Here is a 17,148-nt window from a genome sequence, read left to right as displayed (position 1 = left end):
CATCCCATTTTCAAGTTTATTGTAACGCGCGCATCAGCGCGTCGTTATCAGCACCATCGGCTACCGTGATATGGTTCCAGCCAAGTTCCCTGGCCAGGGTAGCCAAACGATCGCTGACGACTATCAGCCGACAGCGTAGCAGCCATTCCTCACGGTCGATCATGGGAAACAGCTGATAAAGTTGTTGCAGCATCTCGCCGCTGGTGACCACCAGCGTATCAATGCCGCGATCGCGCCAGCGGCGTCCTTCGCTGGGACCGTGATAATGTTTTTCACAGCGCTGGTAACACTCAAGGAAACGTACCTCCGCCCCACGCTTCGCCAGCGTCTCGCCGAGCAGCTCCCGGCCGCCATTGCCGCGCAGGATCAGCGCGCTTTTACCTTTCAGTCGACGCAGCGTCGGCAGCTGCAGCAGCATTTCGCTGGTTTCCCGGTCGTGCGGCCAGCTCACCTCGCGCCCGCTGACGCTGTGTAGCGCCAGCGCAGTGCTGCGCCCTATAGCATAATAGCCCAGCGCAGCGGGCCATGTTAAACCGGCCTGCCGCAGGCAAGGGTGCGCATACTCAACGGCATGTTGCGAAAGTGCGAAAACCAGATCGCCCGGCGCCAGCGCGGCAAGCTGCTGCGGCAGCAGCGGCAGCTCGCGGCCGGGCGTGAATTCAATAAGTGGAAAGCTCCAGGCGGCACGACCCAAAGCGCACAGGCGCGTCACCAGCTCAACGCCTGCGGGAGAAGGGCGGGTGACGAGAATGCTCATTTCGGCGGATTTCCCTGGTAGACTTCCTGCAGGATTTCACGCGCGCCGTTGCTGAGCAGCTCATCAGCCAGCGAGATCCCCAGCTGCTCCGCCTGAGCACGCGGACCGCGACGTTCGCCGCGTATCATTGATGAGCCGTCCGGCGAACCGACAAGGCCGCGCAGCCAGATATCATCGCCATCCAGCACCGCGTAGCTGCCTATTGGCACCTGACAGCCGCCTTCGAGGCGGGTATTCATTGCGCGCTCAGCTTTAACACGCGTTGCGGTGTCGTCGTCGTTTAACGCCGCCAGCAGCATAATGGTCTGTTCATCGTCCAGACGACATTCAATCCCGACCGCGCCCTGACCGACGGCGGGCAAAGAAACCTCAGCTGGAATCGCATAACGGATGCGGTCGTGCAGGCCGAGACGCTTGAGTCCGGCTGCCGCCAGGATAATGGCGTCATACTCGCCGGCGTCGAGCTTCGACAGACGGGTGCCGACGTTGCCGCGCAGCGATCGAATCTGTAAATCCGGACGCAGCGCGGCCAGCTGACACTGACGGCGCAGGCTGGACGTGCCGACGACCGCGCCCTGCGGCAGCGCATCGAGCGTGGCGTAATGATTTGAGACGAAGGCGTCCAACGGATCGTCGCGTTCACAAATGGTGACTAATCCAAGGCCTTGCGGAAATTCGACCGGCACATCCTTCATAGAATGCACCGCAATATCGGCGCGGTTTTCCAGCATTGCCAGTTCCAGCTCTTTAACGAACAGCCCTTTGCCGCCGACTTTCGCCAGCGGCGTATCAAGGATGATGTCGCCGCGCGTCACCATCGGCACCAGCTCTACGCGCAGGCCCGGATGACAGGCCATCAGACGCTGCTGAACATATTGTGCCTGCCATAAAGCGAGTGGACTTTGCCTGGTGGCAATTCTTAAAATTTTGTCTAACATGCTTGGTACCGTTTTGATCGTTCACTGATTATCCTATCATTGATACAGGAAGGCTGTCAGTTTTCGCGATTTTGAAACGGCAAGGAAAAGCGTAGAAGGGAAAGGCCAGGACGATCGGTGGATAAAGCGTGCTAAACTGTTAAGTAGCGCAACTTTCTTTACGGTCAATCTGCCAGGTGTTAGATTGATCACGTTTCCAGCAGTAATCTGCCCGAAAATTTTTAAATGAAGCGGCAGATCCCGGAAACAGGGTTATTTATAAGCACTGGGATAATCAGGCGAGACGTCTTGTACCTCTACATTGAGACACTGAAACAGAGACTGGATGCCATTAACCAGCTGCGTGTCGACCGCGCGCTGGCCGCAATGGGCCCTGCTTTCCAGCAGGTATACGGTCTGCTGCCAACCTTATTACATCATCATCATCCGCAGATGCCGGGCTACCTTGAAGGTAACGTTCCATACGGTATCAGCTTTTACACGTCTGATGAAAACCAACGGCGCTACCTGCAGGACATGGAGCAGAAATCTGGTCTTCAGGTCGCCACACCGCCTAAAGGGGAGATGCCGATCACCGGCGTCTACTCTATGGGCAGTACCTCCTCCGTTGGGCAAAACAGCACTTCCGATCTGGATATCTGGGTCTGCCATCAATCCTGGCTGGACGGCGAAGAGCGTCTGGCGCTGCAGAAAAAATGCCAGCTGCTGGAAAAATGGTGCGCGTCGATGGGTGTGGAAGTCAGTTTCTTCCTGATCGACGAAAACCGCTTCCGGCACAATGAAAGCGGCAGTCTCGGTGGCGAAGATTGTGGTTCCACTCAACATATCCTGCTGCTCGACGAATTCTACCGCACCGCGGTGCGGATGGCGGGCAAGCGCATCCTGTGGAATATGGTGCCTGGCGAAGAAGAGGAACATTACGACGACTACGTGATGTCCCTTTACGCGCAGGGCGTGCTGACGCCGAATGAGTGGCTTGATTTAGGCGGATTGAGCACGCTCTCCGCCGAAGAGTATTTTGGCGCCAGCCTGTGGCAGCTCTATAAAAGCATCGATTCGCCTTATAAAGCGGTGCTGAAAACCCTGCTGCTGGAAGCCTATTCCTGGGAGTATCCCCGTACCCGCCTGCTGGCCATGGACATCAAGCAGCGACTGCACGACGGCGAAATTGTCTCGTTTGGTCTTGACTCCTACTGCATGATGCTGGAGCGCGTTACACAATATCTCATCAGCATCGACGATCACGCCCGGCTCGATCTGGTGCGCCGCTGTTTTTACCTGAAAGTATGCGAAAAGCTGTCGCAGGATGAAAATCCGCAGCGTTCCGGCTGGCGTCGGGAGATTCTGGCGCAGCTGGTCAGCGAATGGGGCTGGGACGAGACGCGTCTCGCGGTTCTCGACAGCCGCGCCGACTGGAAAATCGAACGCGTGCGCGAAGCGCATAATGAACTGCTGGATGCGATGATGCAGAGCTATCGCAACCTGATTCGCTTTGCGCGCCGCAATAATTTAAGCGTCAGCGCCAGTCCGCAGGATATCGGCGTGCTGACGCGCAAGCTGTACGCCGCGTTTGAAGCGTTGCCGGGCAAGGTGACGCTGGTCAACCCGCAAATTTCACCCGACCTTTCCGAGCCGCACCTGACCTTTATTCATGTGCCGGCGGGGCGCGCCAACCGGTCGGGCTGGTACCTGTATAACCAGGCGCCGGATATGAACTCCATCATCAGCCATCAGCCGCTGGAATATAACCGCTATCTGAATAAGCTGGTGGCGTGGGCCTGGTTTAACGGGCTGCTGACGGAAAAAACCCGGCTCCATATTAAAGGCAATGAGGTGTGTGACCTGGCGCGGCTTCAGGAGCTGGTGGCGGATGTCTCGCACCATTTCCCGCTGCGTCTGCCGGCGCCGACGGCGAAAGCGCTCTACAGCCCGTGCGAAATCCGCCATCTGGCACTGATCGTCAATCTGGAATATGACCCGACCGCCGCCTTCCGCAATCAGGTGGTGCATTTCGATTTCCGCAAGCTGGATGTCTTTAGCTTCGGCCAGCAGCAGCAGTGTCTGATCGGCAGTGTCGATCTGCTCTATCGCAACTCCTGGAATGAAGTGCGCACGCTGCATTTCAACGGCGAGCAGGCGATGCTTGAGGCGTTGAAAACCATCCTCGGCAAAATGCATCAGGACGCCGCGCCGCCCGATGCGGTGGAAGTATTCTGCTACAGTCAGCATCTGCGCGGCCTGATCCGCACGCGCGTACAACAGCTGGTCTCCGAATGCATCGAGCTGCGCCTTTCCAGCACGCGTCAGGACCCAGGCCGCTTTAAAGCGCTGCGCGTCGCCGGACAAACGTGGGGGCTGTTCTTCGAGCGTCTCGGCGTGTCGGTGCAGAAGCTGGAAAACGCGGTGGACTTCTACGGCGCCATCTCGAATAACAAGCTGCACGGCCTTTCTATTAAGGTGGAGACAGAGCAGGTGCCGCTGCCGCCGGTGGTCAACGGTTACGCCAGCGAAGGGATTATCCAGTTCTTCTTCGAGGACACCAACACCGATAGCGGCTTTAACATCTATATCCTGGATGAAGCAAACCGCATTGAGGTTTATCACCATTGCGAAGGCAGCAAAGAGGAGCTGGTGCGAGACGTCAGCCGTTTCTACTCCTCATCGCACGACCGCTTCACCTACGGTTCCAGCTTCGTTAACTTCAATCTGCCGCAGTTCTATCAGATTGTGAAAGCGGACGACCGCACGCAGGTGATCCCGTTCCGCAGCCAGGCGCTGACCCAGCTCTGCGCGAACCTGCCTGACGGCAACAGCAACGACTACCCGCAGCGCTTCCAGATGCACTAAGCCTGCGGGCTCTGCTTTTACCTGTCTTTTCCACGAATCCGCTTCGGCGTCGGTTTTTTAACCGGCCCGGCTGGATTTCCTTTGCCTTTCGAGACAGGTCTTACGTGCGCTGACGCGCGCCTGCTTTATTTTGCCTGAGGCGGCGGACGCTTTTCCGCTTTAGCAATGAGCAGGGACGGCAATGAGCAAACGGGAAGATATTATTGATCCCTGGGCACGTAGGGAAAAAGAATATGGGCTGGTTTATTCAGAGGTTTTAGGTTGGATAGATTTAGGCCATGCGCGCGGGGATGATATAACAAATTGTCTTGAACAAATGCAAAGAGGCGGCGCTCAGGCGCTGGGATTACTATGGCGCGCTGGGCAGTTTTAAAAACAGGGGTTTTATTCCGCTGCTGTTCCCGGACCCGGCTGATAAACACATTCCTCATGTTCCTTATAAAGGCAGGCTGCCGAATTTTATGATGTCGATTACGCCGTTTACCCGGTTTGATTCTGATATTGTCCGTCGTATCAATGCCGGAGTGCAGGTTACTGTCGGATGGGAAAGTAAGGGAAAAACATGAAATGGCTAAAGTGGACGCTGGGGCTGTTGGTTATTTCTGCTGTTGCCTTTTTTTACATTAATACCATCATAATAAAAGACGCAGAGCGAATGTCCGGTTTCAAACAGAGCGAGTGGGGGACTTATCACTTTTTCGTCGATAAAGATATTAAAAATGCGCCGCGTATTTCGGCTGATTACTACTTTCGTTTTCGCAGGCTGGACGGCCCATCGCCTGAAATCAGCGGTATTGTGTATCGTGACGCAACGGAAACGGCTGCGCTGGAGAGCTATCTGACTACTCTGGGTTACCATTATGTCACCACCGATGAGTACGGAGACCGCTGGGAAAAAGAAGACTGGCCGATTCCTGAGTTTTATCTCTGGCAGGATAAAGAAAGGCGCATGATCTTTTTGACAAAATATACTTTATAGCGCAAAGCTCTACAGACGATTTATCGTCCGTCGTATCGATGCCGGAGTGCAGGTGACAGCTAAATGGGAGTGAATATTGAATGAAATGGATCTGGCGGACGCTGGGGCTGCTATTTCTCTCAGTTGTCGTCGTTTTTTTAATCGATGAAAAACTGATAAATGCAGCAGAGCGAAATTCGGGTTTTAAGGAGAGCGACCGGTGGCTTTATCGCTTTTATGTTGATAAAGATATTAAAAGCGCGCCGCGTATTTCGGATGATTACTACTTTCGTTTTCGCAGGCTGGACGGCGCTTCACCTGAAACCAGCAGCATCATTTTTATTAGCGAAAAGGCTATAAATCCTCAACCTTTAAAAGATTATCTTGGCTCTATAGGCTACCGCCACATAAATAATGACGATATGTTCGGTGAACGCTGGGTAGGCAAACGAGGGCCTCTCACTACTTTTTATATTCAGTATGATAAAACAGGGAAATATATTTCTTTAAGTAAGTGTGCGTATTAAAAAGCTCCTGTGGGGAGCTTTTAACTATCAAATTAGTACGTTTCAAATGGAGAACACTTAACGAAACGACACCGTTTCGCCCGACTGCGCGCTGCAGGCGTCCGACAGAATCTGCCAGAAGTCGCCGCCGCCGCGGTTGCAAATCCACTGCCCGTCGCGGTAGTCAAAATGGTAGCCGCCGCCTTTGGTCGCCAGCCAGACTTGATGCAGCGGCTCCTGACGGTTGATAATGATTTTGCTGCCGTTTTCAAAACTGAGCGTCATGATGCCGGCATGGGTTTCATAGTCGATATCGCTGTCGCCGTCCCAGCTGTCAAAATACTCTTCAATGGTTAACATCAGGCGATCGGCCAGCTGGTGAAATTCACTGTCGTTCATCATTGTTTCCTTAAGGTTTTGGCGCAGTATAACGCGCCGCAGGATTTTACGACATCGTCTGACAAGAGTGAGATGCAGCACATCACGTCACCTTTTCCTGTTGCTTTTCCAAAGTCAGCTGCGATGATAAGCAACAAGGTAATCGCATCAAACATAAGCAGGAATAGCATGAAGAAAATCCTTTGCCACCTGGCAATGGCGCTGGCGCTGGCCAGCCTGGCCGGCTGCGGACTGAAAGGGCCGCTCTATTTTCCGCCGCAGGATAAGCCGAAACAGACTACGCCGCAGCCGCCTGTCGAACAGACGACCCTTTCTTCAACGGCGACCCAGCCGGATGGCCAGCAGGAGAATAACCTGACCAGCCCGGATACGGCCACTCAGGCGACGCAGTAACCATGATGGCCCAGCCGGCGGAGCAGAAAATGCAGTTCTCGAAAATGCACGGTCTTGGCAATGACTTTATGGTCGTTGACGCCGTCACGCAAAATGTCTATTTCTCGCCGGAGTTGATCCGTCGCCTGGCGGATCGTCATCTGGGCATCGGCTTCGATCAGCTGTTGATCGTCGAGCCGCCTTACGATCCCGATCTCGATTTCCATTACCGCATCTTTAACGCCGACGGCAGCGAAGTGGCGCAGTGCGGCAACGGCGCACGCTGTTTCGCCCGCTTTGTCCGTCTGAAGGGATTGACGAACAAAAGCGATATCCGCGTCAGCACCCAGACGGGGCGCATGGTACTCAGCGTCACCAACGATGAGCTGGTGCGCGTCAACATGGGCGAGCCAAATTTCGAACCGCAGCAGGTGCCGTTTCGCGCCAACAAGGCGGAAAGCCTTTATCTGCTGCGCGTCGCCGAGCAAACCATCATGTTCGGCGTGGTCTCCATGGGCAATCCGCATTGCGTGATTCAGGTCGCCAACGTAAAAACCGCGGCGGTCGAAACGCTGGGCCCGGTGCTGGAAAGCCATGAACGTTTCCCGGAGCGGGTTAACGTCGGTTTTATGGAAGTGGTGAATTCGGATCATATCCGTCTGCGCGTTTATGAACGCGGCGCAGGCGAAACGCAGGCCTGCGGCAGCGGAGCGTGCGCTGCGGTGGCCTGCGGCATTCAGCAAGGGCTGTTGGCGGAAAAAGTGCGCGTCGATCTGCCGGGCGGTACGCTGCATATCGCATGGAAAGGGCCGGGACATCCGCTCTATATGACCGGACCGGCCACGCACGTTTATGATGGGTTTATTCATTTATGAAACATGTCGGAGAGACAGCCGCCGAACTGATGCTGGACGACCAGTCGGTGTGTGACTACCTGCTGCAAAATCCAGATTTTTTTATACGCAATGCGCGCCAGGTCGAACAGATGGCGGTGCCGCACCCGGTGCGCGGTACGGTTTCGCTGGTGGAGTGGCATATGGCGCGTCAGCGCAACCATATCCATCAGCTGGAAAATGAAATCACGCAGCTGATGGAGCAGGCGTCCGCCAACCATCAGCTTTTCGATCGTCTGCTCAGCTTGCAGGGTCACCTGGCTTCTGCGCCTTCGCTGCAGGAGATGCTTAACCGTCTTCAGCGCTGGGCGCGCGATTTGGGGCTTGCCGGCGCAGACGTGCGGCTGTTCAGCGATCGCTGGCAGCTGGGCGCGCCCTCCAGCTTTACGCAGCTGGCGCTGTCGCGTCAGGCGTTTGAGCCGGTGCGCATTCAGCGTCTGGGTAAAGATCAGCACTATCTCGGCTCGCTGAACGGACCGGAGCTGCTGCTGCTGTTGCCGCAGGCGCGCTCGGTCGGCTCGGTGGCGATGTCGCTGTTCGGCGAGCGCGGCGATCTGGGCGTGCTGATGTTCAGCAGCCGCGATACGCACCATTATCAGCCCGGACAGGGCACGCTGCTGCTGCATTACCTGGCGCTGATGCTGCCGGAACTGCTCAGCCGCTGGGTTGCGCGCGTATGAGCCAACTTGCGCTGCAGGCCGCCGTCGAGGGCTTTCTGCGCTACCTGAAGGTCGAGCGTCAGCTGAGTCCGTTAACCCATGAAAACTATGCGCGCCAGCTGGCGGCGCTGATGCAGCTGGCCGACGAGATGAAAATCGCCGACTGGTCGCAGCTGGAGCCGGCGCACGTGCGTCAGCTGGCGGCGCGCAGCCGTCGCGCCGGTTTGCAGCCAGCCAGCCTGGCGCTGCGACTTTCCGCGCTGCGCAGTTTTCTGGACTGGATGGTCAGCCAGGGGGCGCTGAAGGCGAACCCGGCGAAAGGGATCGCCACGCCGCGCGCCGCGCGTCATCTGCCGAAAAACATCGATGTCGATGAGGTGAATCAGCTGCTGGATATTGACCAGAGCGATCCGCTGGCGGTGCGAGACCGCACGATGATGGAAATCATGTACGGCGCCGGGCTGCGTCTCTCCGAGCTGGTGGGCATCGACCGTCGTCATCTCGATCTGGAGGCGGGCGAAGTCTGGGTCACGGGCAAAGGCAGCAAAGAGCGCCGCCTGCCCATCGGCCGCACGGCGGTGGAATGGGTGCGGAAATGGCTGACGCTACGCGATATCTACGCGCCGGAAAGCGACGCGCTGTTCGTCTCGAAAGAGGGTAAGCGTATTTCGGTGCGCAACGTGCAGAAGCGCTTCGCCGAGTGGGGCGTCAAGCAGGGCGTAAGCAGTCATGTGCATCCGCACAAGCTGCGCCACTCCTTCGCCACGCATATGCTGGAGTCGAGCGGCGATCTGCGCGCGGTGCAGGAACTTTTAGGCCACGCCAACCTCTCCACGACGCAAATTTATACCCATCTCGACTTTCAACATCTGGCGACGGTGTATGATGCGGCGCATCCGCGCGCCAAACGAGGAAAATCCTGATGCATTTTTATCGTCGGCTGAAGCCGATCAAAGCGATCACCTTCGATCTGGATGACACGCTGTATGACAACTATCCGGTCATCCTGAAGACCACCGAGGAGTCGCACCGTTTTTTGCAGGCATATCATCCGAGCCTGCGCGACTTTTCCACCGAAGCGTATCAAAAATTACGCGACCGGCTGCTGGCCGAGGAGCCTGAGATCTACCACGACGTCACCGAATGGCGACGCCGCACCGTCGAACAGGCGATGCTGGATGTGGGTCTCACGCTCAACGAGGCGCGGGAGGGATCGAATAAGGTGATGGAGGTATTCGCTCACTGGCGCAGCCAGATTAGCGTGCCGCCGGAAACGCACGTCGCGCTGGCTGCGCTGGCGGAGCGCGTGCCGCTGGTGGCGATCACCAACGGCAATGCCGAGCCGCACCTGTTCGGGCTCGACCGCTATTTTCAGTTTGTGCTGCGCGCGGGCCCGCATGGGCGCGCCAAGCCTTACCAGGATATGTATCATCTGGCGGCGCAGCGGCTGAATATCGCTCCGGAAAACATTCTGCACGTCGGCGACGATCTCACGACTGACGTTGCTGGCGCGGTGCGCTGCGGCATGCAGGCCTGCTGGATCAATCTGCGCGAGGGCAATCTGATGCAGATTCATGATGCGCGCCTGCTGCCGCATGTTGAAATTACGCAGTTGGCATCGCTGACGGCGTTGTTATAATCTTCTGTACAAATATCCAGTGTCTCACTGGTGCGTTTTTCCTGACTGACGGTGCTTATGGACGTTTCTGACCTGCTAAACAGCCTGAATGATAAACAGCGCGAGGCCGTTGCGGCGCCGCGCACCAACCTGCTGGTGCTGGCGGGCGCGGGCAGTGGCAAGACACGCGTGCTGGTGCACCGCATCGCCTGGCTGCTGACGGTAGAGAACTGCTCGCCCTATTCAATTATGGCGGTGACCTTTACCAACAAGGCCGCAGCGGAAATGCGTCACCGTATTGAGCAGCTGATCGGCACCAGCCAGGGCGGCATGTGGATCGGCACCTTCCATGGTCTGGCGCACCGCCTGCTGCGCGCGCACCATCTTGACGCCCGTCTGCCGCAGGATTTCCAGATCCTCGACAGCGAGGACCAGCTGCGCCTGCTGAAGCGCCTGATCAAAGCGATGAACCTGGATGAGAAGCAGTGGCCGCCGCGTCAGGCGATGTGGTACATCAACGGCAAGAAAGACGAAGGGCTGCGCCCACATCATATCGAGAGCTACGGCAATCCGGTGGAGCAAACCTGGCTGCGCGTTTATCAGGCCTATCAGGAGGCGTGCGATCGCGCCGGGCTGGTCGACTTTGCCGAGCTGCTGCTGCGCGCCCATGAGCTGTGGCTTACTAAGCCGCATATTCTCAATCACTATCGCGAACGCTTCACCAACATCATGGTGGACGAGTTCCAGGACACCAACAATATTCAGTACGCCTGGATTCGTCTGCTGGCGGGCGACAGCAGTCGAGTGATGATCGTCGGCGACGATGACCAGTCTATCTACGGCTGGCGCGGCGCGCAGGTGGAGAATATCCAGCGTTTCCTGCAGGATTTTCGCGGCGCAGAAACCATTCGACTTGAGCAGAACTATCGCTCCACCAACAATATTCTGAAAGCGGCCAACGCCCTGATCGCCAACAACAACGGTCGTCTCGGCAAAGAGCTGTGGACCGACGGCAGCGACGGCGAGCCGATCTCGCTCTACTGCGCGTTTAACGAGCTGGATGAAGCGCGCTTTGTGGTTAACCGCATCAAGGTCTGGCAGGAGAACGGCGGGGCGCTCAACGACTGCGCCATTCTCTATCGCAGCAACGCCCAGTCGCGCGTGTTGGAGGAGGCGTTATTACAGGCCAGTATGCCGTACCGCATTTATGGCGGCATGCGCTTCTTCGAACGCCAGGAGATCAAAGATGCGCTGGCCTATCTGCGTCTGATCGCCAACCGCAACGACGACGCCGCCTTTGAGCGCGTGGTCAATACGCCGACGCGCGGCATCGGCGACCGCACGCTGGACGTGGTGCGTCAGGCATCGCGCGATCGTCAGCTGACGCTGTGGCAAACCAGCCGCGAGCTTTTGCAGGAAAAAGCGCTGGCCGGACGCGCCGCCGCTGCGCTGCAACGCTTCACCGAACTGGTGGATTCGCTGGCGCAGGAGACCGCCGAACTGCCGCTGCACGTCCAGACTGACCGGGTGATTAAAGATTCCGGCCTGTGGCTGATGTATGAGCAGGAAAAAGGCGAAAAAGGCCAGACGCGCATCGAAAACTTAGAGGAACTGGTAAACGCCACGCGTCAGTACAGCTACCAGGATGAAGATGAAGATTTGATGCCCTTACAGGCGTTCCTGTCGCATGCGGCACTGGAGGCCGGGGAAGGCCAGGCGGACAAATGGCAGGACGCGGTGCAGCTGATGACCATGCATGCGGCGAAAGGGCTGGAGTTCAGTCAGGTATTTATCGTTGGTATGGAAGAGGGGATGTTCCCCAGTCAGATGGCGCTGGATGAGGGCGGCAGGCTGGAAGAGGAGCGCCGTCTCGCCTACGTTGGCGTCACCCGCGCGATGAAAAAGCTGACGCTGACCTATGCGGAAACGCGTCGGCTGTACGGCAAAGAGGTTTATCATCGCCCGTCGCGCTTTATCGGCGAGCTGCCGGAAGAGTGCGTCGATGAGGTGCGCCTGCGCGCCAGTATTAGCAGGCCGGTCAATCATCAGCGCATGGGCACGCCGGTGGCGCAAAACGACAGCGGCTTTACGCTGGGTCAGCGCGTACGTCACGCCAAATTCGGCGAAGGCACCATCATCAATCTCGAAGGCAGCGGCGATCACAGTCGTTTGCAGGTGGCGTTTCAGGGACAGGGCATTAAATGGCTGGTGGCCGCCTACGCTCGTCTCGAAGCGGTATAGCGCAAGAGGCTGAGCGCATCACCGCAGGCGATGTTCCCGCCGTTGACCGTCGCGTCAGGCGGGATTAACTTGCGCGCTCGCTGGCCAGCAGCAACGCACTCTTCAGGGCGCCCGGCTTCGCTTGACGCCTTTTTCGTCTCGGCGTAACATGCGCGCACGATTACCCTAAGAGGACTTTCGCCTTGGACACTCCCAGTCGATGCTGGCTCAACCACCTTGTCAACAGGTACAACCCCTAAGGCCATCCTCTTATGCTGATAGCCTTTGTGGTTGTCAGCGACTCTCTTTTTCCCGTCGCGCGAGTTAGCGTTTATCACTGACTGAAACTCAGGTTTCTGTGTTCTGGCGTATTGTCCCGTTTGAATGACCAATTGGGAGTACTGCTATGCTGAGCGCTTTTAAACTGGATCGCAGCCGCCTTACCCGCCTGGAGCTGGAAGATGCGCCGGAAGACCTGATATCTTCAGTATGGGTCGATCTTATCGAGCCGGAAGAAGCGGAGCGCGAGCGCGTACAGAGTGAGCTGGGTCAGAGCCTGGCCACGCGCCCTGAGCTGGAAGATATCGAGGCGTCCGCCCGCTTTTTCGAGGACGAAGACGGCCTGCATATTCACTCCTTCTTTTTCTACGAAGACGCCAAAGATCACGCGGGCAACGCCACCGTCGCCTTTACTATCCGCGAAGGCCGCCTCTATACGCTGCGCGAGCGTGAACTGCCCGCATTTCGCCTCTATCGCATGCGCGCCCGCAGCCAGACGCTGATTGACGGTAACGCCTATGAACTGCTGCTTGATCTGTTTGAAACCAAAATCGAACAGCTGGCGGATGAGATCGAAAACATCTACAGCGATCTGGAAAAGCTGAGCCGCGTGATTATGGAAGGACAGCAGGGCGACGAGTTCGATCAGGCGCTCTCTACGCTGGCGGAGCTGGAGGATATCGGTTGGAAGGTGCGTCTCTGCCTGATGGATACGCAGCGCGCGCTGAACTTCCTGGTGCGCAAGGCGCGTCTGCCGACTAACCAGCTGGAGCAGGCGCGCGAAATCCTGCGCGATATCGAATCCCTGCTGCCGCACAATGAATCGCTGTTCCAGAAGGTGAACTTCCTGATGCAGGCAGCGATGGGCTTTATCAATATCGAGCAGAACCGCATCATCAAAATCTTCTCGGTGGTATCAGTGGTCTTCCTGCCGCCGACGCTGGTCGCCTCCAGCTACGGCATGAACTTTGAATTTATGCCGGAGCTGAAGTGGAGCTTTGGTTATCCTGCCGCGATCGGCCTGATGATCCTGGCCGGGCTGGCGCCGTACCTCTATTTTAAACGTAAAAACTGGCTGTAAAGCCGGAAGGCCGGATAAACACCGGCCTTCCGCCGCTGGCATTCCTGGCGGGTTGTGCGTAACCTTAGGTTTTTCAAGCCGCTGTGATATCACCCTTTTATGGAAAAGCTTTCGCGCTGGCAGCAATGGACGATGCTGATTGTCGTCTCGCTGCTGCTGGGTTTTGTTCTGCAATATTTCCATGTGCCGGCTGCGCTGTTGCTGGGGCCGATGATTGTCGGCGTGGTCATGGGGCTGCTGGGCGCGACGCTGCGTATTGATAAGCGCCTGTTTATTCTCTGTCAGGCGGTGCTGGGCTGCATGATCGCCCGCAGCCTCTCTCCCTCGATTATCGATCCGCTGATCGCCGACTGGCCGGTGGTGCTGGCGGTATTGCTGATGACGCTCGCTGCCAGCGGCCTTTCCGGTTTCCTGCTGGTGCGTTACAGCGATCTACCGGGGCCGACCGGCGCCTGGGGTTCATCGCCGGGCGGCGCGTCGGCGATGGTAGTGATGGCGGCCGACTACGGCGCCGACGCGCGGCTGGTGGCCTTTATGCAGTATCTGCGCGTGCTGTTCGTGGCGACTGCCGCTGCGACTGTCGCTCGCATCAGCCTGGGCGATGATGCGCAAAGCGCGGCGCCGCAGGTCTGGTTTCCGGCGCTTGATATACGCTTTGTCATCACGCTGTGCGTTATGCTGGCAGGCGCGTTTCTCGGCCAGCGTTTTCGCATTCCGGCGGGCGCGCTGCTGTTGCCTGCGCTGGCTGGCGCGGTGTTGCAAAGCAGCGGAACGGTAGCGTTGCAGGTGCCGGAATGGCTGTTAGCCGCCGCTTACACGCTGATCGGCTGGACGGTAGGGCTGCGCTTTACGCTGCCCATTTTCCGTCTGGCGTTGCGCACGTTACCGCAGATGCTGGCGTCGATTGCCGGGCTGATGCTGTTGTGCGGAGGAATGGCGTGGATACTGACTAAACTGCTACATGTCGATCTGTTGACCGCTTATCTGGCTACCAGCCCTGGCGGGCTGGATACCGTGGCGATTATTGCTGCAGGAAGCCGGGTCGATATCGCTTTCGTCATGGCGCTGCAAACGCTGCGGCTGTTTACCATTCTGCTTACCGGCCCGGCTATGGCGCGCTTTATCTCACGCTTTGCCCGTGCGTGAGCGGCGCATCGTATAGAGCGCGTCGATAATAAACAGCGCCAGCGCCAGCCAGATAAAGCCGAACGTCACCGCTTTGTCGGGCGTCATCGCTTCGCCGTAGAACAGCACCGCCAGCAGAAACATCAGCGTCGGTCCCAGGTACTGGAAAAAGCCGAGCGTCGAGAGACGCAGGCGCGTAGCGGCGGCGGTGAACAGCATCAGCGGAATGGTGGTGACAATCCCGGCGGCGATCAGCAGCAGATTCAGCATGGCGCTATTGTGCGACAGATGGCTGGTGGCGCTGTCGGCGATGCCGAACAGATACCAGGAAGCGACAGGGAAAAGCCACAGCGTTTCGATCAGCATGCCGCTCTGCGCGTCCACCGCGATTTTTTTACGCGTCAGGCCATATAGCGAGAAGCTGAGCGCCAGTCCCAGCGCGATCAGCGGCAGCGATCCGAACTTCCACAGCTGCACCAGCACGCCGGCGGTCGCCAGCAACACCGCCAGCCACTGCATACGACGAAAGCGCTCGCCGAGAAACAGCATGCCGATCACCACGTTGAGCAAGGGGTTAATGAAATAGCCCAGGCTCGCTTCCAGCATATGGTGGTTATTTACCGCCCAGATAAACAGCAGCCAGTTGCCGCCGACCAGCGTGGCCGAAACCGCCAGCATCAGCACTTTCTTCGGCTGACGCATTACGGTTTTCACGCGCGGCCAGCTGCGGCTGACGGAGATCAGCAGCAGCATAAACAGCGCCGACCAGATGACGCGATGCGTCATGATCTCGCCCGGTGCCACCTGCTGGATCAGTTTGAAATAGGCTGGCGCAACGCCCCAGATAAAATAGGCGCCCAGCGCGAAAAAAATACCCTGGCGCGTTTGTTGTGTGTCCATCACGTACTCTCAGATTAAAAGCGCCAGTCTAAAGTAAAAACGGGCGTGCGGTTGAAATTAACCAACAAGATAGGTTGCCGTGGCGCTGGCGATATGGACGCCCGCGTCGTTATGCAGTTCGACGCGCGCGACGGAGATTTTATTCCCGGCGCGCAGCAGGCTGCTGGCGGCGATAAAGTGTTCGCCGCGTCCGGGACGCAGATAATCCACGCGCAGATCGATGGTGCCCATACGCGACAGGCGGTGACGCAGCTCCTCCTCGGTAATATGCTCCTGGCGCGTCAGAGAACTGTTGACGCAGACCAGCCCGGCGGCCACGTCCAGTACTGACGCAATAACGCCGCCGTGTAAGATCTGCTGGGCCGCATTGCCGACCAGCATGGTTTTATTGGCGAAGCGCAGTTCAGCGTAGTTTGATTCAAGCCTTTTCAGCTCCAGACCGAGCGCCTGATTAAAGGGCATATGGTAGACGAAAATTTCGCCGATAAGCTGGCGGGCCGCCGCCCGATCTAACTGAGTCTCTGACATAAAAGGATTTTCCTGGTACCGGCTGGTAAAGCGTTAGGATGTTAACAGATTGTGTATTTTATGCTGACAGGAACCTGCTTTCCACTTTAAGAAAACAGCGCTGATCTCGTTGCGGGATTGTGTGTAGAATGGCCTGCTTTTTTTATTTAATGGTCACACAGCGCTTCACCGGAGAAGACTATGCGTATGCTAATAGCGGCGGCTTTATTATTGCCCGCCTTTGCGCAGGCTCAAGAAGCCACCGTCAGGGAAGTACATGACGCGCCAGCAGTTCAGGGCAGCATTATCGCCAACCTGCTGGAAAAGCATGACAATCCCTTCGTGCTTTATCCTTATGAAAGCAATTATCTGCTTTATACCCTGACCAGCGATATGAACAAGGAAGCCATTGAATCATACGACTGGGCTGACAAAGCGAAAAAGGATGAGGTAAAATTTCAGCTCAGCCTGGCGTTTCCGCTCTGGCGCGGCATTTTGGGCGATAATTCCGTACTGGCGGCGTCCTATACTCAGCGTTCCTGGTGGCAGCTTTCCAACCGCGGCGCGTCATCGCCTTTCCGCGAGACGAACTACGAACCGCAAATTTTTCTCGGATGGGCAACGGACTACTCTTTCGCCGGCTGGACGCTGCGTGATATCGAGCTGGGCCTGAACCACCAGTCAAACGGACGTTCCGATCCGACGTCGCGCAGCTGGAACCGCGTTTATGCGCGACTGATGGCGGAAAACGGCAACCTCCTGGCGGAAATTAAGCCCTGGTATCGTCTGCCGGATGGCGAAAGCAACGATGACAACCCTGACATTACCAAGTACATGGGTTACTATCGCGCCAAATTAGGTTACCGGGTAGGCAACAGCGTCTTCAGCGTGCAGGGCAACTATAACTGGAACAGCGGTTATGGCGGCGCAGAACTGGGATGGAGCTATCCGATCAGCGAGCATGTGCGTTTCTATACGCAGGTGTTCAGTGGCTACGGCGAATCGTTAATCGATTATAATCATCGTCAGACCCGCGTCGGCGTTGGCGTAACCTTAAACGATCTGTTCTGATACAGGCCCGTACGCGGG

Annotated in this window: 19 protein-coding genes and 1 pseudogene; 14 read left to right on the top strand and 6 right to left on the bottom strand. The window is 57.2% G+C overall.

The window, feature by feature from the left end; genetic code table 11:
• Window positions 1–16 precede the first annotated feature (16 nt).
• The gene (gene hemD, locus C2E16_RS19705; RefSeq protein WP_038628955.1) at window positions 17–757 is read right to left on the bottom strand and encodes a uroporphyrinogen-III synthase; all 741 of its coding nucleotides are present in this window, start codon (window positions 755–757) and stop codon (window positions 17–19) included.
• Window positions 754–1,695 (bottom strand): hydroxymethylbilane synthase, encoded by a 942-nt coding sequence (hemC, locus tag C2E16_RS19700; protein ID WP_038628954.1) that lies wholly within the window; start codon window positions 1,693–1,695, stop codon window positions 754–756. The genes hemD and hemC overlap by 4 nt, the downstream gene beginning before the upstream one ends.
• Before the next feature lie 288 nt (window positions 1,696–1,983).
• Between hemC and C2E16_RS19695 the strand changes: the two genes are divergently transcribed.
• The 4 genes and pseudogenes from C2E16_RS19695 (at window position 1,984) to C2E16_RS19680 (ending at window position 6,027) form a co-directional block, all read left to right on the top strand.
• The gene (locus tag C2E16_RS19695; protein WP_084970229.1) at window positions 1,984–4,542 is read left to right on the top strand and encodes a class I adenylate cyclase; all 2,559 of its coding nucleotides are present in this window, start codon (window positions 1,984–1,986) and stop codon (window positions 4,540–4,542) included.
• 181 nt (window positions 4,543–4,723) lie between these two features.
• A pseudogene (locus tag C2E16_RS19690) lies at window positions 4,724–5,108 on the top strand (hypothetical protein).
• Window positions 5,105–5,521: a hypothetical protein gene (locus C2E16_RS19685; RefSeq protein WP_084970230.1), complete on the top strand. Its 417-nt coding sequence runs from the start codon at window positions 5,105–5,107 to the stop codon at window positions 5,519–5,521. The pseudogene C2E16_RS19690 and the gene C2E16_RS19685 overlap by 4 nt, the downstream one beginning before the upstream one ends.
• Before the next feature lie 80 nt (window positions 5,522–5,601).
• A complete protein-coding gene (locus C2E16_RS19680; protein WP_084970231.1) occupies window positions 5,602–6,027 on the top strand; it encodes a hypothetical protein in 426 nt (141 codons plus the stop codon).
• Window positions 6,028–6,084: 57 nt separating this feature from the next.
• Here C2E16_RS19680 and cyaY read toward each other — a convergent pair whose 3' ends face one another.
• Both cyaY and C2E16_RS20935 read right to left on the bottom strand, forming a co-directional pair.
• Window positions 6,085–6,405, bottom strand: a complete 321-nt coding sequence (cyaY, locus tag C2E16_RS19675) for an iron donor protein CyaY (protein ID WP_084970232.1) — start codon at window positions 6,403–6,405, stop codon at window positions 6,085–6,087.
• Window positions 6,405–6,575 carry a hypothetical protein gene (locus C2E16_RS20935; protein ID WP_156462396.1) on the bottom strand — a complete coding sequence of 57 codons (171 nt, stop codon included), beginning with the start codon at window positions 6,573–6,575 and terminating at the stop codon, window positions 6,405–6,407. Before C2E16_RS20935 ends, cyaY begins: the two co-directional genes overlap by 1 nt.
• On the opposite strand from C2E16_RS20935, the gene lptM reads away from it, so the two are divergent.
• From lptM to C2E16_RS19630, 9 genes are all read left to right on the top strand, one after another.
• Entirely contained in the window at window positions 6,574–6,798 is a 225-nt protein-coding gene (gene lptM / locus C2E16_RS19670) for an LPS translocon maturation chaperone LptM (RefSeq protein ID WP_084970233.1), read from the top strand. The genes C2E16_RS20935 and lptM overlap by 2 nt on opposite strands.
• Window positions 6,799–6,827: 29 nt before the next feature.
• Window positions 6,828–7,652 carry a diaminopimelate epimerase gene (gene dapF, locus C2E16_RS19665; protein WP_038630172.1) on the top strand — a complete coding sequence of 275 codons (825 nt, stop codon included), beginning with the start codon at window positions 6,828–6,830 and terminating at the stop codon, window positions 7,650–7,652.
• On the top strand, window positions 7,649–8,350 hold the full coding sequence (locus tag C2E16_RS19660) for a DUF484 domain-containing protein (RefSeq protein ID WP_038628947.1): 702 nt from the start codon (window positions 7,649–7,651) through the stop codon (window positions 8,348–8,350). The genes dapF and C2E16_RS19660 overlap by 4 nt, the downstream gene beginning before the upstream one ends.
• Window positions 8,347–9,252, top strand: coding sequence for a tyrosine recombinase XerC (gene xerC / locus C2E16_RS19655; RefSeq protein ID WP_038628946.1), 906 nt, complete (start codon window positions 8,347–8,349; stop codon window positions 9,250–9,252). Before C2E16_RS19660 ends, xerC begins: the two co-directional genes overlap by 4 nt.
• A complete protein-coding gene (gene yigB, locus C2E16_RS19650; RefSeq protein WP_038628944.1) occupies window positions 9,252–9,968 on the top strand; it encodes a 5-amino-6-(5-phospho-D-ribitylamino)uracil phosphatase YigB in 717 nt (238 codons plus the stop codon). Before xerC ends, yigB begins: the two co-directional genes overlap by 1 nt.
• Before the next feature lie 57 nt (window positions 9,969–10,025).
• The gene (gene uvrD / locus C2E16_RS19645) at window positions 10,026–12,188 is read left to right on the top strand and encodes a DNA helicase II (RefSeq protein ID WP_038628942.1); all 2,163 of its coding nucleotides are present in this window, start codon (window positions 10,026–10,028) and stop codon (window positions 12,186–12,188) included.
• A 182-nt stretch (window positions 12,189–12,370) separates the two neighbouring features.
• Window positions 12,371–12,427 carry a YsgD/CorL family protein gene (ysgD, locus tag C2E16_RS21475; RefSeq protein WP_353738475.1) on the top strand — a complete coding sequence of 19 codons (57 nt, stop codon included), beginning with the start codon at window positions 12,371–12,373 and terminating at the stop codon, window positions 12,425–12,427.
• 146 nt (window positions 12,428–12,573) lie between these two features.
• Window positions 12,574–13,527, top strand: a complete 954-nt coding sequence (gene corA / locus C2E16_RS19635) for a magnesium/cobalt transporter CorA (protein ID WP_038628937.1) — start codon at window positions 12,574–12,576, stop codon at window positions 13,525–13,527.
• Window positions 13,528–13,626: 99 nt separating this feature from the next.
• Entirely contained in the window at window positions 13,627–14,673 is a 1,047-nt protein-coding gene (locus C2E16_RS19630) for an AbrB family transcriptional regulator (RefSeq protein WP_084970235.1), read from the top strand.
• Here the strand turns inward: C2E16_RS19630 and rarD are convergent.
• Together rarD and C2E16_RS19620 are read right to left on the bottom strand one after the other, a co-directional pair.
• Window positions 14,653–15,552 (bottom strand): EamA family transporter RarD, encoded by a 900-nt coding sequence (gene rarD, locus C2E16_RS19625; RefSeq protein WP_084970236.1) that lies wholly within the window; start codon window positions 15,550–15,552, stop codon window positions 14,653–14,655. The two genes, C2E16_RS19630 and rarD, sit on opposite strands and share 21 nt — an antisense overlap.
• A gap of 57 nt (window positions 15,553–15,609) precedes the next feature.
• On the bottom strand, window positions 15,610–16,080 hold the full coding sequence (locus C2E16_RS19620; protein WP_038628932.1) for a thioesterase family protein: 471 nt from the start codon (window positions 16,078–16,080) through the stop codon (window positions 15,610–15,612).
• A gap of 180 nt (window positions 16,081–16,260) precedes the next feature.
• Between C2E16_RS19620 and pldA the strand changes: the two genes are divergently transcribed.
• Window positions 16,261–17,130 (top strand): phospholipase A, encoded by an 870-nt coding sequence (gene pldA, locus C2E16_RS19615; RefSeq protein WP_038628931.1) that lies wholly within the window; start codon window positions 16,261–16,263, stop codon window positions 17,128–17,130.
• The last annotated feature ends 18 nt before the right edge of the window (window positions 17,131–17,148 follow it).

Source organism: Mixta calida, assembly GCF_002953215.1.
Taxonomy (GTDB): Bacteria; Pseudomonadota; Gammaproteobacteria; order Enterobacterales; family Enterobacteriaceae; genus Mixta; species Mixta calida.
The sequence above is the reverse complement of the archived record's forward strand: the minus strand, read 5'-3'. Positions and strand labels throughout refer to the sequence as shown.

Excerpts from the sequence above, each read along its gene's own strand:
- hemD (WP_038628955.1), bottom strand. The coding sequence starts at position 757 with ATGAGCATTCTCGTCACCCGCCCTTCTCCCGCAGGCGTTGAGCTGGTG.
- hemC (WP_038628954.1), bottom strand. The coding sequence starts at position 1,695 with ATGTTAGACAAAATTTTAAGAATTGCCACCAGGCAAAGTCCACTCGCT.
- C2E16_RS19685 (WP_084970230.1), top strand. The coding sequence starts at position 5,105 with ATGAAATGGCTAAAGTGGACGCTGGGGCTGTTGGTTATTTCTGCTGTT.
- C2E16_RS19680 (WP_084970231.1), top strand. The coding sequence starts at position 5,602 with ATGAAATGGATCTGGCGGACGCTGGGGCTGCTATTTCTCTCAGTTGTC.
- cyaY (WP_084970232.1), bottom strand. The coding sequence starts at position 6,405 with ATGAACGACAGTGAATTTCACCAGCTGGCCGATCGCCTGATGTTAACC.
- lptM (WP_084970233.1), top strand. The coding sequence starts at position 6,574 with ATGAAGAAAATCCTTTGCCACCTGGCAATGGCGCTGGCGCTGGCCAGC.
- C2E16_RS20935 (WP_156462396.1), bottom strand. The coding sequence starts at position 6,575 with ATGCTATTCCTGCTTATGTTTGATGCGATTACCTTGTTGCTTATCATC.
- dapF (WP_038630172.1), top strand. The coding sequence starts at position 6,828 with ATGCAGTTCTCGAAAATGCACGGTCTTGGCAATGACTTTATGGTCGTT.
- C2E16_RS19660 (WP_038628947.1), top strand. The coding sequence starts at position 7,649 with ATGAAACATGTCGGAGAGACAGCCGCCGAACTGATGCTGGACGACCAG.
- xerC (WP_038628946.1), top strand. The coding sequence starts at position 8,347 with ATGAGCCAACTTGCGCTGCAGGCCGCCGTCGAGGGCTTTCTGCGCTAC.
- yigB (WP_038628944.1), top strand. The coding sequence starts at position 9,252 with ATGCATTTTTATCGTCGGCTGAAGCCGATCAAAGCGATCACCTTCGAT.
- uvrD (WP_038628942.1), top strand. The coding sequence starts at position 10,026 with ATGGACGTTTCTGACCTGCTAAACAGCCTGAATGATAAACAGCGCGAG.
- corA (WP_038628937.1), top strand. The coding sequence starts at position 12,574 with ATGCTGAGCGCTTTTAAACTGGATCGCAGCCGCCTTACCCGCCTGGAG.
- C2E16_RS19630 (WP_084970235.1), top strand. The coding sequence starts at position 13,627 with ATGGAAAAGCTTTCGCGCTGGCAGCAATGGACGATGCTGATTGTCGTC.
- rarD (WP_084970236.1), bottom strand. The coding sequence starts at position 15,552 with ATGGACACACAACAAACGCGCCAGGGTATTTTTTTCGCGCTGGGCGCC.
- C2E16_RS19620 (WP_038628932.1), bottom strand. The coding sequence starts at position 16,080 with ATGTCAGAGACTCAGTTAGATCGGGCGGCGGCCCGCCAGCTTATCGGC.
- pldA (WP_038628931.1), top strand. The coding sequence starts at position 16,261 with ATGCGTATGCTAATAGCGGCGGCTTTATTATTGCCCGCCTTTGCGCAG.